Annotated in this window: 23 protein-coding genes; 10 read left to right on the top strand and 13 right to left on the bottom strand. The window is 45.8% G+C overall.

Going from position 1 to position 15,769, the window contains the following annotated elements:
* Nucleotides 1–145: 145 nt before the first annotated feature.
* The 10 genes from ACQRBJ_RS14820 to ACQRBJ_RS14775 form a co-directional block, all read right to left on the bottom strand.
* The gene (locus ACQRBJ_RS14820; RefSeq protein WP_445304075.1) at nucleotides 146–475 is read right to left on the bottom strand and encodes a HipA N-terminal domain-containing protein; all 330 of its coding nucleotides are present in this window, start codon (nucleotides 473–475) and stop codon (nucleotides 146–148) included.
* A gap of 12 nt (nucleotides 476–487) precedes the next feature.
* A complete protein-coding gene (locus ACQRBJ_RS14815; RefSeq protein WP_040553377.1) occupies nucleotides 488–688 on the bottom strand; it encodes a helix-turn-helix domain-containing protein in 201 nt (66 codons plus the stop codon).
* 456 nt (nucleotides 689–1,144) lie between these two features.
* Nucleotides 1,145–1,399, bottom strand: coding sequence for a hypothetical protein (locus tag ACQRBJ_RS14810; protein WP_445304074.1), 255 nt, complete (start codon nucleotides 1,397–1,399; stop codon nucleotides 1,145–1,147).
* Between the two features lie 49 nt (nucleotides 1,400–1,448).
* Nucleotides 1,449–2,906, bottom strand: a complete 1,458-nt coding sequence (gene mobV / locus ACQRBJ_RS14805) for a MobV family relaxase (protein ID WP_445304073.1) — start codon at nucleotides 2,904–2,906, stop codon at nucleotides 1,449–1,451.
* A 268-nt stretch (nucleotides 2,907–3,174) separates the two neighbouring features.
* Nucleotides 3,175–4,080, bottom strand: a complete 906-nt coding sequence (locus ACQRBJ_RS14800; protein WP_445304072.1) for a hypothetical protein — start codon at nucleotides 4,078–4,080, stop codon at nucleotides 3,175–3,177.
* A 67-nt stretch (nucleotides 4,081–4,147) separates the two neighbouring features.
* On the bottom strand, nucleotides 4,148–4,645 hold the full coding sequence (locus ACQRBJ_RS14795; protein ID WP_445304071.1) for a hypothetical protein: 498 nt from the start codon (nucleotides 4,643–4,645) through the stop codon (nucleotides 4,148–4,150).
* Between the two features lie 13 nt (nucleotides 4,646–4,658).
* Nucleotides 4,659–5,069 carry a hypothetical protein gene (locus ACQRBJ_RS14790; protein WP_445304070.1) on the bottom strand — a complete coding sequence of 137 codons (411 nt, stop codon included), beginning with the start codon at nucleotides 5,067–5,069 and terminating at the stop codon, nucleotides 4,659–4,661.
* The gene (locus ACQRBJ_RS14785; protein WP_217746443.1) at nucleotides 5,059–5,421 is read right to left on the bottom strand and encodes a hypothetical protein; all 363 of its coding nucleotides are present in this window, start codon (nucleotides 5,419–5,421) and stop codon (nucleotides 5,059–5,061) included. The genes ACQRBJ_RS14790 and ACQRBJ_RS14785 overlap by 11 nt, the downstream gene beginning before the upstream one ends.
* Complete coding sequence (locus ACQRBJ_RS14780; protein ID WP_118313279.1) at nucleotides 5,422–5,877, bottom strand: hypothetical protein; 456 nt, start codon at nucleotides 5,875–5,877, stop codon at nucleotides 5,422–5,424.
* A 12-nt stretch (nucleotides 5,878–5,889) separates the two neighbouring features.
* Nucleotides 5,890–6,768: a hypothetical protein gene (locus ACQRBJ_RS14775; protein ID WP_445304069.1), complete on the bottom strand. Its 879-nt coding sequence runs from the start codon at nucleotides 6,766–6,768 to the stop codon at nucleotides 5,890–5,892.
* Nucleotides 6,769–7,315: 547 nt separating this feature from the next.
* On the opposite strand from ACQRBJ_RS14775, the gene ACQRBJ_RS14770 reads away from it, so the two are divergent.
* From ACQRBJ_RS14770 to ACQRBJ_RS14725, 10 genes are all read left to right on the top strand, one after another.
* Nucleotides 7,316–7,945 carry a recombinase family protein gene (locus tag ACQRBJ_RS14770; protein WP_118119228.1) on the top strand — a complete coding sequence of 210 codons (630 nt, stop codon included), beginning with the start codon at nucleotides 7,316–7,318 and terminating at the stop codon, nucleotides 7,943–7,945.
* Nucleotides 7,946–7,967: 22 nt separating this feature from the next.
* Nucleotides 7,968–8,771: a YqiA/YcfP family alpha/beta fold hydrolase gene (locus ACQRBJ_RS14765; RefSeq protein WP_445304068.1), complete on the top strand. Its 804-nt coding sequence runs from the start codon at nucleotides 7,968–7,970 to the stop codon at nucleotides 8,769–8,771.
* A 10-nt stretch (nucleotides 8,772–8,781) separates the two neighbouring features.
* A complete protein-coding gene (locus ACQRBJ_RS14760) occupies nucleotides 8,782–9,423 on the top strand; it encodes an HAD-IA family hydrolase (RefSeq protein ID WP_445304067.1) in 642 nt (213 codons plus the stop codon).
* 4 nt (nucleotides 9,424–9,427) lie between these two features.
* The gene (locus ACQRBJ_RS14755) at nucleotides 9,428–9,805 is read left to right on the top strand and encodes a YccF domain-containing protein (RefSeq protein WP_295346818.1); all 378 of its coding nucleotides are present in this window, start codon (nucleotides 9,428–9,430) and stop codon (nucleotides 9,803–9,805) included.
* Nucleotides 9,806–9,832: 27 nt separating this feature from the next.
* Nucleotides 9,833–10,111, top strand: a complete 279-nt coding sequence (locus tag ACQRBJ_RS14750) for a DUF1294 domain-containing protein (protein WP_445304066.1) — start codon at nucleotides 9,833–9,835, stop codon at nucleotides 10,109–10,111.
* 7 nt (nucleotides 10,112–10,118) lie between these two features.
* Nucleotides 10,119–10,517: an FKBP-type peptidyl-prolyl cis-trans isomerase gene (locus ACQRBJ_RS14745; protein ID WP_445304065.1), complete on the top strand. Its 399-nt coding sequence runs from the start codon at nucleotides 10,119–10,121 to the stop codon at nucleotides 10,515–10,517.
* A 131-nt stretch (nucleotides 10,518–10,648) separates the two neighbouring features.
* Nucleotides 10,649–11,212: a DapH/DapD/GlmU-related protein gene (locus ACQRBJ_RS14740; RefSeq protein WP_445304064.1), complete on the top strand. Its 564-nt coding sequence runs from the start codon at nucleotides 10,649–10,651 to the stop codon at nucleotides 11,210–11,212.
* 4 nt (nucleotides 11,213–11,216) lie between these two features.
* Entirely contained in the window at nucleotides 11,217–12,107 is an 891-nt protein-coding gene (locus ACQRBJ_RS14735; protein WP_445304063.1) for a serine hydrolase, read from the top strand.
* Nucleotides 12,108–12,133: 26 nt separating this feature from the next.
* A complete protein-coding gene (locus tag ACQRBJ_RS14730) occupies nucleotides 12,134–12,886 on the top strand; it encodes an MBL fold metallo-hydrolase (RefSeq protein WP_445304076.1) in 753 nt (250 codons plus the stop codon).
* 118 nt (nucleotides 12,887–13,004) lie between these two features.
* Entirely contained in the window at nucleotides 13,005–13,712 is a 708-nt protein-coding gene (locus ACQRBJ_RS14725; protein ID WP_118152751.1) for an SDR family oxidoreductase, read from the top strand.
* Between the two features lie 190 nt (nucleotides 13,713–13,902).
* On the opposite strand, the gene ACQRBJ_RS14720 is transcribed toward ACQRBJ_RS14725, so the two are convergent.
* The 3 genes from ACQRBJ_RS14720 to ACQRBJ_RS14710 all read right to left on the bottom strand — a co-directional run bounded on the left by ACQRBJ_RS14720 (nucleotide 13,903) and on the right by ACQRBJ_RS14710 (nucleotide 15,420).
* Nucleotides 13,903–14,385, bottom strand: coding sequence for an SLOG family protein (locus ACQRBJ_RS14720; RefSeq protein WP_445304062.1), 483 nt, complete (start codon nucleotides 14,383–14,385; stop codon nucleotides 13,903–13,905).
* Nucleotides 14,386–14,396: 11 nt separating this feature from the next.
* A complete protein-coding gene (locus ACQRBJ_RS14715) occupies nucleotides 14,397–14,978 on the bottom strand; it encodes a ribonucleotide-diphosphate reductase subunit alpha (protein WP_445304061.1) in 582 nt (193 codons plus the stop codon).
* 64 nt (nucleotides 14,979–15,042) lie between these two features.
* Nucleotides 15,043–15,420, bottom strand: coding sequence for a DUF2958 domain-containing protein (locus ACQRBJ_RS14710; RefSeq protein ID WP_445304060.1), 378 nt, complete (start codon nucleotides 15,418–15,420; stop codon nucleotides 15,043–15,045).
* Nucleotides 15,421–15,769: the final 349 nt, after the last annotated feature.

The raw sequence follows: 15,769 nt of genomic DNA, 5'->3' as shown, positions 1-15,769 counted from the left end.
GGTCACGTTCATTAAGGTCATTAAGGATTTCGGGTTTTTCAAATGTCCCTCAAGATGTCACTCAATAACACGTTTTACATGGATAGCCACCTCTCCTAACCCAAATATTTCTCATTCTGATTTACGATTGAATCTCTGAATTCTTTCATGATTCTACTTCTTTTACGGTTATTGCTCCTATCGTATCATAGGTTGCTATCTTCAGAAGAAGTCCAAAGAAATCCTTCTCATCCAATCGCCAACTTCTGCAGACTATCTTTCTGTTTGCTCCTTCTGGAAGCATATTGGTAAAAACAGGGAATAGATAATCAGACTGATAAGGCTCTTCCCTGAAAGGCATGGTAAGTGAGACAGGATCATGGGTCCTATCCATCATATACTGCTTGTCGTATGTGAAGGTATAACCTCTGCCTGGAGTTGACTCCTCTAAGAGTCCAGCCTCCATGTCGTGGCAATAAACGATAGCTTTTCTCATGACTTACTTTATTTAAACAGTTTGACGAATCTCATATTTAACCTCCATGCCAAGGATATCCATGATTTTTTCAACCGTCGATAGAGAGGGGTTGCCTTTACCGCTCTCTATTTTCTTGATGGTTGAAATGGCTATCTCAGACATATCTGCGAGGTCTTGCTGTGTAATCCCCAAGGCCTTACGCTGCAATTTCATTACTTCTTGAATTTTCATATCAAGTAGTGTATTATATTGTACTTTTTGTGCAAAGATAAGAAATGTTTTTGGATTAAACAAGCAAAAGTATCTTATAATGTTCTTTTTATGAAAAATTATAATTTCGTGAGATCTTATTACTTTATTTCATTTTATTTACCGTATCATTCAATCATGATAGTACAGCTGACTAAACTTTATTGAAAATGCGAATACACAGTGTGCACAATTAAATTGGTCGTTATGCGCTTTTTAGATATATTCATTGTTTTTGCACGTAATAATCTTATGAATATTATGTGCAAAATCGGTGATTATATTCTGATATTCAACAACCTAAACAAAACAAGCCCCCAGGCAAATATCCCAAAACGCAGTACATAAAAAATTGATGATAGCATTGCTAATAATCTAAAAAATAGAAAATTACAGAAAGTGAGGTTTAAAGTGAGGTTAAGAATACTGAATGTGAGGCTAAGAATGAGTAATGTGAGGTTTAAAATGAGGTAAAGCTGAAGCCCCGCCCTTTGCTTCTATAAACCAATTTCTACCCCAGTTGGCTGCTTCGCTTACATTCTTGAGATATGTAGGATTAACAGGCATGAGCATCTGCTCCTGACTGTATGATTTCTGGATATAAAGACTGTCAGAACTCTGTCCGGCAGTTTGTGCCGAAGCTGTCATTGCAGCCAGGCACATCATTGCTATTGATAATATTTTCTTTCTCATGTTGTTGTCTTTGTTGATTGATTACTTGCGTAAACAAATGAGCATGGTGTTACATCTTCTTTCTTCTTCCGACGGACGGAGCGCACATCTTTCGTGCCATTGCCAGGCATCTTCTTGCCCACTCCCTATCGTCTTCATCCGGTCGCTTGCCCCATCCAGAGCCAGGGCTGCCGCCTCCACCTCCATGTGTCTGTGCGATGGTCGTGGCATCATCCACGAAACCGCACACGAGGTTCAAGGCTACCTTGACAACATGGTTGCCGTCTTCGGCCAACTGGCAGAGAAGTGTGCCGTCGAAGTCGAGTTTCACGCTGTCGGGAAGATTCGGGAAGCGAGTGGCAAACTCATGTGCCATGGTGTCGAGCATCACTCCGTTGAGATGATAGCTCATGTTGTGCGCCCAGGAAAGTTCAGACTGGTTGGCTTTGTCTTCCAGTTCACTGGCCTGCTTCTCTATCTCTTCCTTGTCCTTGCGTAGGGTGTCAAGCAACTGGTTGGTCTCTGAAAGTTTCTTCTCCTTGTCTGCCAGTTTGTCTTCCACCAAAGCCTTCTGCTGTTCAAGGCTCTGAATCTTACGGGCGATGTCGGCACTGATGTTGTCGCTGTTGGCTTGCAAGGTTCTCAACGGTTTGAGTTCTGCTTCCAGACGGTCGATTTCAGCCTTCAGATTCTCTATCATGGAGGTGAATGATTTCTGCTTCTTCTGGGCGATGGAGAGTTCCACGTTCAGATCTTCGAGGGCTTTCCGGGTGTTCAGCATCTGGGCTTCGAGCGTCACGCATTCGTTGGCGAGCCATCGTCGATACTCTTCCGTTGAACGGTGACGTGCTCCTGTCTCTGCTATCGACACCCCTCTCGTGAGTCCCCATTTCTCATTGACCTTGGCCAGTTCGTCGTGCAGGGCAAGAAGATAGTTCTTGTAATCTATACGGTTCTGACCATGGAAGATTTTCTTGAAGGCGAACTTCTTATCCTTGTCTATCGGCAGAAGCGCACAATGTACGTGCGGATTCTTTTCATCGCAGTGGACGATGAAGGAGACGATGTTTTCCTCTCCATATTTATCTGCCACAAAGCGGTAGATGTCCTGTGCCCACTTTTCTATTTCGGGCATTCGCCGGATATGCTCGTTACCACCCTTGCTTTCAAAATCTACCTTCTGATTGCCAAAGGCAAGCTCTCGCATGCGTTCCGTTGAACCGCCGAAGATGAAATTCACCACGGTTCGGAAACGTGGCTCTGCCAGTCCTTCGTTGGGATCTTTGATGCCACGTGAGGCGAGATTTTCTGCCATGCGCATGGTAAGAGGACGGATCTTGTCTATCGGGGCGACGATGCCACCAGGACGGATCTCGAAGTTGAGATGCTCACGGCTACGGTCGTAGTTGCCTTCACGCATGGCCTGGTTCCATCCCTTCTCCGTCCAGTCTCTCAACTCCTCGTTGCCTACCGAAGCAAGACCTTTGGTTACCTTGATGTCCATGACCTGTTTTGATGATGTTCCCATATCGTTTTTCTTTGCTATAGTCCTTACTCCAGGAGCCTTTTTCAGTCTTGGCAACACAAGGAAATCTGACCCAGCTTGCTGTTTATCTGGTCAGCCCTCCCGACTACTTCAGTAGGTCGGGGTATTAGGCTTCCCAAGACTGAAAAAAAGTGGCAGGTGCAAGCACGCTGCCTCACGTTGCTTGAAATCATTCAGCGATGTGTAAACGGGCGTCCTGATCGCCATCAGCGTGCCTCGCATGGAATAAGGGGAATATGACTATTTGTTTTTAATCGTCGGAAGATTCCGCAGGTGCTACCTCTTCGGATGGCTCCCTGGTCTCAGTAAGAGGACGAGGGGGATTCACATTGTAGTTGGATGCGGAGCAGCAGATGTAGTGCTCGAAGATGCAATCCAGGAGTACTATCTCCGCTTTCGAATATCGGGTTGCCACTTCGTCCATAAAACTCGGCTTGGTGTTGCCACTGATGGCTTTAGCCAGAATGCCAAGAGAATCTATCACTTTGTGCCAGTCCCAGATATGGTCTTTTCCGAAGAGCAGGCTCACGGAATCGGAAAGTTCCTCGGGCAGTTCTTTCTCCTGATTGAGATAGCGGAGGATGGAAACTGCCAGTGAATCGAATACCAGGGCTTGCTGATTGACTACACGCCTGGCAGGAATGCCGCCATATCCTTCCTGCTTGGCCATGTTCATCTTCAAGTCGTAATAACGGCTGTAGGAATCGGCCACTTCCCTGACGGTGGATCTGCCCTTGATGAAGCGGATGAACTGCATGGCGCAGAAATCGAGGATGTCGTCCGGATTCTCGATAAGAAGAGACAGACGTTGCTCCAGGTTGACAGAGAAGATGAAACTCTTGGAGTATGGCTCTACGGAAAGCTGACCAAGTTTGGTGAGTCCGGAGATAAACTGGCGAACCGTGGCACGCTGCCATTGCCACTGACGGGCAAGTTCGGAAATGGTGGCAACAAACTGACCGGGTAACAGCTGGAGGGCTCCATCGGTTCCCGGAGACTGATAGGCTCCTGAGGATGCTTTCGAAAGCAGGTCGCAGTAGGCTTCCAGCTTGCTGTAACGTTCCTCTGCTTTCGGCTTCAGAAACTCCAGCAATGAGCGATCAACACCTTTAGACTTATCAGCCTCGGGTGTGTGATGATTTGAATTGTGAGTCATTTGAGTCATTTTTGAATTTGGAATGTTGAGCAAGTGGATATGATTCTGTGCCAGTTGCAGGTGGCAACTAATAGTAATTTCTGATAATCAGCGCAAGCAGATCCTTCGGGTTGTTGATGGCCTCAGGATGGCTCTTCATGCTGAGCACTTTTCCAGATGGATAGAACACAGCTGCCACGCTGACAGTAAAAAGGAATAGGTACATGCTGTTCATATAAGGTAAGGCGAAGCAAACCATCGAGAGCAGCAAGGTGGCGAACCACAGTCTTTTTCTCTCATGCAAAAGATGGAAGGTGCTTTCTACGATTTTCCTATTCAGAAGCACCAGGGTCAGGAGTGTTGACACTACTACGGAGAGATTGGGAGCCGTGACATGGCAACACCAGTTGATGAAGATAAGCATCAGCACGACCAGGTAAGTATAGAGATTTCTTGCACTCTGAAACATGGCCATCTTCCACATAAACCGCTTCATGAATCCATATTCCTTCCTGTAAAGACAGAAAAACGCTGTCAGCAGGAGGTAGGGAAAAGCAAGCCGGATGAGGGTTAATATCTGTATCATATATTCCTTTATTTTACTTGTTATTATCTCTGTCGAGTGATTCGAGTCGCTCGGCAATTTTGTTGTTTAACTGGAAGTTGTAACTGGGCGACATCTGGTCAACGGTAGGGTCTTTCGCCAGTTCTTCATCAGCTTCGATGAGAAGACGGAGATAGAGATCCACATTTGAATTGTGGTCTGACTTCTCTGTAGGCATGGCTGCAGTCGATTTGCCATGAGGCTTTATCGGGAGCATCGTATCAGGGTCGATGTCATCTGGCAGTTGGTAAGCCGTCTGTATGCTTCTCATCACGAAGATGCAGAAGACTATCATCAGTCCGACAATCGCCTTGGCCATGATGTTTAAATCAAAGAGCATCAGAACAAGCACCATTATCAGGATGGATATTATATAGAAGGTATATACTTTTCGTTTAGTACTCATAATCGCTTAATTCAAGTTTGATGATTCCGAAGGATGCTTTATCTATAATGTATTCGACATCATGCCGGGTGAGAGTGCCCTTCTCTACTCTACCCTTGGCGCTTGGATCTTTTTTACAAAGAGCTGCCAGACCCTGGTTCAAGTCGTATTCATTGATTTTCCAGGTTCGCTTCTTTTTGAAAGAGTAATGATCCCTGTAACTCTGGAGCGAGAGTCCCTTGTAAAACAGGGGCTTCAATACCCCATCGTGCAGGATTCTCATCTCTACCAGCTGTTCCGTATCTTTAACTATTATCCATGTTCTGTATCTTTGTATGATGTCTGCAATCAGGTAATACGTCTTCTTGTTCATCTAGAGACCGCAGTTGAAATCATTCATGATCTGTACGTGTTCTCGCTTTGCCTTGAACGTGCCTCGGCGTTCGTGCAGCCGGAGGTCTTCGAAAAGGTCTGCCGACATGAGTTCGATGGAGTTGTAAATCGTCACATTCAACTCGTGGATGAGTCCATCGGCGGAAGTCTTGCAGTTGATCTTGAACATCCTTTCGGTGACCGGATAGCAGTAGGCACAGCATTCATGTCCGAACACCGTATGGACTGATGGCTCCAGATGGTAGAGAATGGCAAGGTCGGCATTCATTTCGAACATATCAATCACCTTGTCTATAGGCTGTGGGATATGAACTTCGTAGGGAAGAATGGCATAATCTTCGTATGCCTTTATCTCGCCAATCCAATAATTGTCAATCAGCTCTGGCAACAGCATGGGGCCGGATGCTTTGAATTTGTAGATAGCTTCCTGTAACATGATAATGAAAGATTAGAGGGTTGATATGTAAAGACGCATCAGCTGGGCTGGAATCTTGTTGGACACTTCCTTGTTGACAAGGTGCTTGCCTTCAAGTCTCGTGATGATGGCAGGATAATCCTTGGCGATGTCCGTCATCAGCTGAGCCTGCTCCGGGGTGAGCATGGCGATGGCCAGCGCATCCATCGAGAGATAGGGCTGCAATATCATCCAGAGATAGGCATTGGCTTGGATAGCATCTCTGATTTTTCCTCGCATCAAAGCGTCACGACAAATCTGAGCGTTGAGAATCAGACGGCGGTCTGTTCGCATCGACATGAGAACGAGGGTCTCAGAAGCTGGCAACTTGTTCCTGGAAGCGGACTTGTAGATGGCAGAGCAGATGTCTGCCGTATGGTTGGTGATTTCCGTCATTCCGATGGATGAGCATTCATCGATATGAGCGAGGAACGTGCGGAAATGGCGGTCTTCCTCATGCAGGAACGCCACGAGTTCCTTTCTTGACTTGATGCCATGCGACTTAGTGCTCAGCAGGAACTTGGAGTAGTTGGCCAAGGCTCTGTGAACTTCCAGGTCATAGACAGCCGATTTGTCCAATGTGGCGAAGAACTTTGTGGCATTTTCCTTCAAAGAGCCGAGTTCCTTGTTGTCCTTATATAAAGAGGTGTGGAGCTTCACATAAGCCACATCACTCAAAGTACAGTTGCCAGTCATCCCCAGAAGTTCTGTGCGGATGGAGTCTGAAATCAAATCATACTTCATGGAAAGCCCACTGTGCGCATTGAACGAAGGATCCTTCCTGATGTAGTTCAAGACGGTGTCTCCATACTCGCGCCACTGGTTGATGTAGTCTGCAAGATGCTCTGCATCAGAGTCTGAATGCCCTTTCATTGTCTGAAAGAAAGCCTGGTACTTTTTCAAGGCATCTTCAGAAGACTTGAAATCATATTGACGACTTCCACTGCATGAGGTAATCATGAGTAAGGCACATAAAAAAAGCAAGTGAAAGAATAAACTCTGCTGAGTTGTTTTTCTTTCACTTGCTTTACTTTCTTTCATTTGGTTTTTGCGACCTGTTGCTGAGGAGTTACCGAGGCAACCGACAAAACTGTTCAACTGTACTGTATTCCTATTATCCATTGGCATGTAATTGAAATTTTTGCGTGCAAAGATACAGATAAAATTCCACATTAACGACACTACAATCAGACTTTATGTTATTTTATGTTTCATACTCTTTTCAGTATGATTCTTTTAGGAGTGCTCCTAATTTATAAATTAGGTTAAAACCAGTCTGCTGCCCCAACAAAACCAAATAGTATGAATCCATTTCTGAATATAATTTGTATCTTTGCAGAAGAATCGTGCCTGAGCAGGTGTTATCCTGTCGTAAAAAGGCACATAACTATCAAGTTATCAGTCAATAAAACATTTTGATATGGCAAAAGTAGGCTACATCATGGCTACATCCCAGTATGACAAACTGGAAGAAGACCGCAAATGGATGAACGAGTTCGGTTGTGTAAGAATCATCGAGGAAAGTGATGATAACGAACGCCACAGACCGCTGTGGAAACAACTGATGGCAGCATTGCAAAGAGGCGATGAACTGGTGATTCCGAAATTTTCCAACGCCTTGCGTGGCAGTCGTGAACTGGCAATATTCCTGGAATTCTGCCGGGTCAAGGTCATTCGCATCATTAGCATCCACGACCGGATTGACTCCAGCAACATCCTGTTTCCGGAAACCAAGCCATCTGACGTATTGGTAATGATGGGTTCCCTACCCGACGAAGTCCTTGCTCTCAGGAAATCAGCAGAGCATGTAATCAAGCTGCAGGAAAAGATGATCGTGTCCCTGCCTCCTGTTTCTGCCAGCAAGATGCAGAAGCTCGACAGAGAGAAGACTGTAGTGAACCTCTATGTGGCCGGACATCCGATAGATGAAATCTGGAGAGCCAGCGGATTCAGAAGCAGAAGCTCCGTATTCCGCATTCTCAACAAGCACGGAATCAAACTCAACAGAGGCAATCACTCCGGACCTATCAAGAAAAGAGACACAAAGTAAACAAGACATTGAAGATTAGAGCATGAAGAAGATATTATTCCTACACGGATTCTTCGCCACGGGCAGCTGTCCGATGGCGAGAGCCTTGAAAGAGGCATTTGAGGGGACGGCGGTGGTGCAGACTCCCGATCTGCCTTTGCACCCTAATGAGGCACTGAAGGAGATTCGCTCCATCATCGACCGGGAGCAGCCCGACTTGCTTCTGGGCAACAGCTGCGGCTCATTCCTTGCCCAGATGCTGGCTCCGGTGGTGGGCATTCCTGCCCTGCTCGGCAATCCGTATTTCATGATGACGGAGTTTCTGAAGGAGCGAATCGGAAAGCATGAATATAAGGCGCCGAGAAGGGACGGCAATCAGCGGCTGGTGATAGACGAGGCGCTGATTGAGGAGTTTGCGGAACTGGAAGCCGTGCAGTTTGACCATTGCACCCCCTATTATAAGGATCGTGTGTGGGGACTTTTTGGCGAGCAGGACACTCTGGCTCACTTCTCCCCTCTCTTCCTGGAGCATTACAATCAAGCCTTCCATTTCCCTGGCGGTCATACGCCTACTGAGCAGGAGGTAAAGACCTGGTACGCTCCCCTTGCCCAGAAAATGATGATGGAGTTTTCGGCAAAGGAAGAAAGATATTTCCAGCACTTCAAGGGCGGCAAATACAAGTTCATCCATTCTGCCTTCGACTCCGAGACTCAGGAGCGCATGGTGGTTTATCAGGCTCTATATGGAGACCAGGCCTATTGGGTTCGCCCAGAAAACATGTTCTTCGGGAAAGTTACGAGGGATGGCAGAACTTTTAATCGTTTCACAGAGATAGATAAATTCTAACAATAGGAAAATGAGCATAAAACAGATAGAAACACTCGTCTTTGATTATGGAGGTGTCATTGTGAACATTGATGATGCTTCTGTTGTGAAAGCCATGGAGAGCCTGGGCGTAACGGCGTTCAAGCGACTAATCCATGTCCGCAAGATCAAGAGACTGATGCACCAATATATTAATGGTCTTGTAGCGGAATCAGAAACATTGAAAGTTATGCTGAGTCTTTGCCGTAAAGGAACCACAACCGAGGATATTGAAAAAGTGCTCGAAGAGCTGTGTGGTAATCTGCCCGTAGAAAGACTGGAAGCATTAGTCAAACTTCGGAAACAGTACAAGGTCTATCTGCTCAGCAACATCAACGACACGCTTTGGCAGAAGTCGGTCTGTCTGATGAAGCAGCTTGGATATTCCACGGACGAGTTGTTTGATGAAGTATTCCTCTCATACGCCATGCGGAAGGAGAAGCCATCCGTCGAAATCTATGAAGAGATGACGAAACAGACTGGATTGAATCCAGCCACCACCCTCTATTTCGATGACCGTGCCGAGAATGCCGAAGCTGGCAGAAACTTCGGCTTCCAGAGTGTACTGGTAAAGACCAATCATCTGGAGGAGCATCAGGAATGGCAAGAAATTAACAAGAATACAAAAGAATAATCTTATGCGCATAATAGGAAACTTACTTTGGTGGCTCTTCGGAGGTCTCGAAGCTGCCATCGGTTATTTCACCGGAAGTCTGGCTCTTGCATGTACTATCATCGGCATTCCCTTTGCGATACAGACATTCAAGATTGGCTTGCTCTGCCTATGGCCTTTTGGTTCTACAGTAAGAGAATCGAATAGTCCAACTGGTTGCATTCGCATCCCGCTGAATTTACTCTGGCTGATTTTCGGAGGTTTGTGGGCTTGCCTCATGCATCTGTTCTTCGGCTTTCTCTTATGTATAACCATTATCGGCATTCCTTGGGGAAAACAGCATTTCAAGATGGCCGGACTTTCGCTCGCACCATTCGGCAAGGATGTGGAGTTGGGAATTTAAAGAGATAAGAAAACGCAGTTGAAGAGTATGAACACATTACATAGTTACCTCGCCTACTATCTCCTTGCCATCAACGCTGTTGCATTCATCGTGTACGGCATTGACAAATACAAGGCCAAGAAAGCCAAGTGGCGCATTCCAGAAACCACGCTTTTGTTGCTGGCTGTACTTGGAGGAAGCATCGGAGCATGGGCAGGTATGCGACTTTGGCATCACAAGACGATGCACAAGAAATTCAAGTATGGCATACCCATAATAATCATCTTGCAGGTTGCCTTAGCGGTCTATCTGCAACAAATAATATAGTATGAACATGAATAAAAGAGAATACGCACAAGTCAATAAAAATTGGCTTACTAACAAAGCGCAGGAAGAGGGAGTGAAACCGCTCCCTAAAGGTATATATTATAAGGTATTGGCAGAGGGCAAGGATGACGGAAAGCACCCCACGCCCAGAAGCATAGTTACTGCACATTACGCAGGTCGTACCATCGACGGCAAACAGTTTGACAGCAGCCGTGGCGGTGCTCCATTGGCCATCCGTCTCTGTGACCTCATTGAAGGATGGATCATTGCCATGCAGCAAATGTGTGTGGGCGATAAATGGGAGGTCTATATCCCTGCCGAAATGGGTTATGGCAAGTTCTCACAGCCAGGCATCCCTGGGGGCTCCACACTCATCTTCGAGATAGAGCTGCTTGGCATTGCGTAAGTAAAAGAAACTAAAGTAGCAGCACGTCAGGGCGAAGAACTCACTCCCCTTGTTTATGTGGATGATAACAAATATTACATCGAACTGAAATGCGAGTGCGGAACATGCGCCGTAATTGCTTTTGAATAGATATGACAGTACAAGAATATAGAGATTACATAGCAGCAGGGAACCCTGTCGAGAACGGTAGCGAACCACACCTCTTCATGCACCAGATGGCGCAAGAGGCTATTCGCATCACTATGGAGATAAACAACAAGTACCATACACCTGAGGAACTCAGGAAGCTGTTCTCCGAACTTTGGGACATTGAAGTGCCAGAGTCGTTCGGCATGTTCCCTCCGTTCAACACCGATTGTGGCAAAAATACCCATATCGGCGAGCGAGTATTCATCAATAGCGGTTGTAAGTTCCAGGATCAAGGAGGCATCTTCATCGGCAATGATTGTCTTATAGGACACAATGTAACTCTCTGTACTATCAATCACAATCCCGATCCAGAGCATCGTGGCGACATGACATTCAAGCCTATTCGTATAGAAGATAAGGTTTGGCTTGGAGCAAATGTAACCATCTGTCCTGGTGTCACCATCGGTGAAGGAGCAGTTGTAGCAGCTGGAGCTGTTGTAACAAAAGATGTAGAACCAAGAACTGTTGTTGGTGGTGTACCGGCTAAGTTCATAAAGAAGGTTTAGAAAAATGAAAGACAAGATAAATTCATTCATTTGGCAACACTTTCTGCTTCTCACCTTTTTCTTAGCTTACATCCAAACTACAGAGGCGAAAGGTCAATCACCATGTCCTTCATATGGGGCAAGCATTATAAATGGGGATTTATATTGCGGTCATCAGGAGGATAGTGCTTTTGCCATGCATAGCGTCATGAAATTTCCACAGGCTTTATACGTAGCAGACTACTTGCACAAGAAAGGACTGACACTGAGCGACTCTGTTCTTGTACACAAGGATAGTCTGGACGCTGAGACATGGTCGCCTATGCTTTCAATATTTGAAGGTATGCGCTATTTCACATTTGCAGAGTTAATAGAATGGTCATTGAAACAGAGCGACAATAATGCGTGCGACCTTTTGTTTGCATCATGCGGACAGCCGGATGCAGTAGAGAAATATATCCATACGCTTGGATTCAAAGACATCCATGTGCAACTGACGGAGAAGGAAATGAAAAAAAATCCTCATAGAGCCACAGAAAATTCAGCCACTCCGAAAGAAATGGCAAGGCTCTTGGAGTGGTTCTATCTTCATAGGAATGACAACAAGAATCTCTCCTTTATCTGGAATACAATGGCAGATTGTAATACTGGTAAGCAACGCATAGCAGCAATCTTGCCCAAAGGTGGCAAACTGATTCACAAGACAGGTTCAGGCTTTCCTTCTTCTGACGGAAGACAAGATAGAAACGATGTTGGAATCATTCTTTTGCCCGACGGTTCTCACTTGTCTATTGCCATCTTCTTGCAAAACTCAAAAGAGGAGAAAGAGGTAGCAGAGATTGCAGAACAATGTTTGATGCGCATCCAGGCGGATGGATTTCTACGTAACATGCCGTCTGACCTTCAGATGCCATAAAATTTATCAATAACAAATAATATATGATGACACTCAGATACATCTTCCATAGTGGATTCCTGCTTGAAACGGATCGGTGCATCCTGGTCTTTGACTACTGGATGGATCCTGCCGATGTCATGAGTGGGTACATGAATACATGTAAACATGTGTACGTGTTTTCAAGCCACTTCCACGAGGACCACTTCACAAAAGAAATCCTCAAGTGGAAGAATCGCATCCCCAATATCACATACATCCTGTCAAAGGATATACTCAAACGAAGAAGAGCGCAGAAAGAGGATCCCGATGTATGGATGGCCAAAGGAGCGGTATGGGAAGATGAGAACCTGAAAGTGACAGCCACAGGCAGCAATGACAGTGGCGTGAGCTGGATTGTTGAAACAGAAGATAAAACTATCTTTCATGCTGGTGACTTGGGCAACTGGTACGCACGCTTCCTTGTTGACGGCACGCCTGAAGGAGAGGTCTTCAGTGAAGAGTTCGGTCAACACATCAATCCTGTGGCAGAGGAAAAGCGGTTCCTTGGTGAACTGAAAGACATTCGAAAGATAACCGATTCCTTTGACCTCGTGATGTTTCCTGTGGACGGACGCATCGGCAATGGCTATACGCTTGGAGGGCGTCAATTTATAAATCGCTTCAAGGTTGGGATGTTCGTTCCAATGCACTTTGTCATGAGTGGGTTTGAGAGTGCGTGGCGCATGGAGCCTTTCTGCAAAGAGAAGGACGTCTCCTTTTGGTGCATCGGACACGAAGGAGACAGCATAACAATATAGGTGGGTTCTATAAGTCACCCCATAATTGTTAACTCTTTTGACGGTGGGAATTTATAGAACCCACCTATAATAATAACACATTAAATCATCTAAACAATGGACGCAAAAGAAAAAGTATATGGAATACAAAGATAAAGTAGTCATCGTGACCGGTGGCGCACAAGGCATTGGCAAATGTATTGCCGAAGAGTTCAGAAAGCAAGAGGCCCTGGTAGAAGTCATCGACAAGCAAGAAGGACTGGATCATTTTGTTGGCGACCTCTCGAACAGATATGCTATTGAGGAGTTCACGAAACTGGTAATCGAAAAATACGGCAAGGTTGATTTCATCGTGAACAACGCCCTACCCCTGATGAAAGGCATTGACGAATGCTCATACGAAGAATTTGAGTATGCGCTCAAAGTGGGTGTAACAGCGCCTTTCTACATGGTGAAACTCCTGAAGGATCATCTTGCAGAAGGAGCTTCCATCGTCAACATTTCATCTTCTCGCGACCGCATGAGTCAGCCTCAGACAGAAAGCTACACGGCTGCGAAGGGCGGTATTGCAGCACTCACACATGCCCTTGCCGTCAGTCTTGCAGGCAAGGCTCGTGTCAATTCCATCTCTCCAGGATGGATAGATACGGACTATCAAGTGTATGAGGGTCCCGATGCCTACCAGCAACCGGCAGGACGTGTCGGCAATCCTCTCGACATTGCCAACATGGTACTCTTCCTCTGTTCCGAAAAGGCTGGTTTCATCACTGGCGAGAACATCTGCGTCGACGGTGGCATGACCAGGCAGATGATTTACCATGGCGATTGCGGATGGAAACTGGAATAATACTCATAAAGGAGATTGAGTAATAGTACACAAAACTATTGAGACCAATCCTTTTATCGGTCTCGTCTGAAATCGTTGCGTCCGTCTCCATGCCACCATGCGCCCAGGAAGGCGAGGATGGCACGGAAAACGATGTAGATAACGATGATGTCAACAAATTCATTCATAAGCTTGATATTTAGCGAGTTATTCAATATATATTTACCACCGGAATGCCCAAACAGTTGGCTTTCTTGAAAGTGTAGTAGGTTCCACCCTTCTCTCTCCCATCATAGAAGGCAATGAGGAGGGATGCATTCTCAACCATGAACTCGTCTCGGTCAAGAAAACATCGGGTGTAATAGTATTCTGAAAGGATGATCACCTCATCTGCTGAAGCTATCAGTTCATCATAAACTATCCTATCGCCGGGCTTGAACCTATCTGCCTGACCTCTGAAAGGAATGGCTGCAGTAAGCGTCATTCCTGGGCAGAAAGGTTTCAGCGACTGCACAATCTGGGCTGCCATCAAGTCAATACCGATGGCGAATCCCGAAATAAAATTACTGATGCCATGCTCGTAAGCTTCGAGAATGGCTTTGGGCAATCGCTCTCTTATGACCTCCTGCTTCGAGAAGTTGTAAAAGCGATGTCCTGTAAAGGCTGCCGAAACAGCCTTATCAAACTTTGTCATGTTCTTTCTTTTCATTGTTGTACGTATTTATAAGATGTCTTGCCGAGGAAAATGCCGTTTGTTACGTGCGCCCCTACTCGTTCCAATTGTGCGGTGTAGGCACAGAATGAAGTGCCGGTAGTAACCACATCGTCCCAAATGCAGACTATCTTGTTTTTGAAGAAGTTCGCATCCACCTCTATATTATTCTTTTCCTTCAAGCGCTTTGCTCGCTCTTCCTTCTTGACCTTTGTGCCATGAACTGCGGTACGTTCGCCAACAACCTTGACATGGGAAAAGCCGTTGATTGCTCCTGAAAACTTGCAGACAAGTTCGGAGAAGTTCTTGTTGCGTGCCTCGTTACGCTCCTGGCTACTTGCAGGAACGCAAGAGAAGACAACGCTGCGAACCTTGCGACCAAACTTCTTGACAAGCATCTTTGCCACGCACTTCGCCACATCTGCATGGTTTCGACCATCCTTGAAATCATAGATAACCTGGCGGTCGAAGAAAGCATCCATACCGATGTTCTTGATACGTACCGGATAATAGCGTAAAAAGCTGCTCAACTCCTTATCCTCCTGTCCCTTGATGTAAACCTGTACCATGTTCATTGCTTTAAGTGTTGTTACTTGGCAGGTAGCAGCCATCAGCCACTACCCACCATGAAAAATGTTTTCAATCGTAAAGTCTGCTGAGGAAAGACTGCAACTCTCTGTCGATGATTTCAGAAAGCTGACATGGTTGGAATGGCTTTCTCTGCTCCACTCTGACCTTGCCGAGTCCGAACTTGGTTGCATCCAACTCCACACTTGCCATGTCATTGGCAGAAATGTAGCTGTACTCAGTCTCAGCCAGACCTACAACGATGCCAAAGAGCACAAAATCATCATTCTCTCGCTGTCCTTCAAGAATGTACCAGCGAGCGTTGCCGATGAAAAACACTGCGATGCAAACTGCATCCTTCTTCTTGCTATCCTGGGAATAGAGCGGATAGTCCTGCATTGCCTTCTCCAATTCTGGAGTAATCAGGCGATTGTTGAAATCTTTTGCCATAGTCTCTAAATTTTTTCTCCCTTTCGTTAAGTCCTTTCGGACTTGGGATCGGGAAGCTTTTTCTGCTTTTCAAACTGCGTACAAGGCAATAAGGCAAGTCTGATGGGAAGAATACTCTTTTACATGTTTCATGGAAAAGGAAGATTGTTACCGAATCACGACTTGCTATTTGCCAGATACGCGATAACTTTGCAGAAAAAGAATCCCGAAATCCCAAAGACGATACGGAATCAAAGATTTCTGGTTTCAGTAAGAAGAAAAAGTATAACAGGGAATGACTGCAGGGATAGAAAAACCGGGTGGGAATAGGCCAAGCAAGTATTAACAGTTTTAAAAGCCAGCGTGTTGT

This window comes from Prevotella sp. SGI.167, from assembly GCF_050313615.1.
Classification (GTDB): domain Bacteria; phylum Bacteroidota; class Bacteroidia; order Bacteroidales; family Bacteroidaceae; genus Prevotella.
This window is presented reverse-complemented; position numbering and strand designations above follow the sequence as displayed.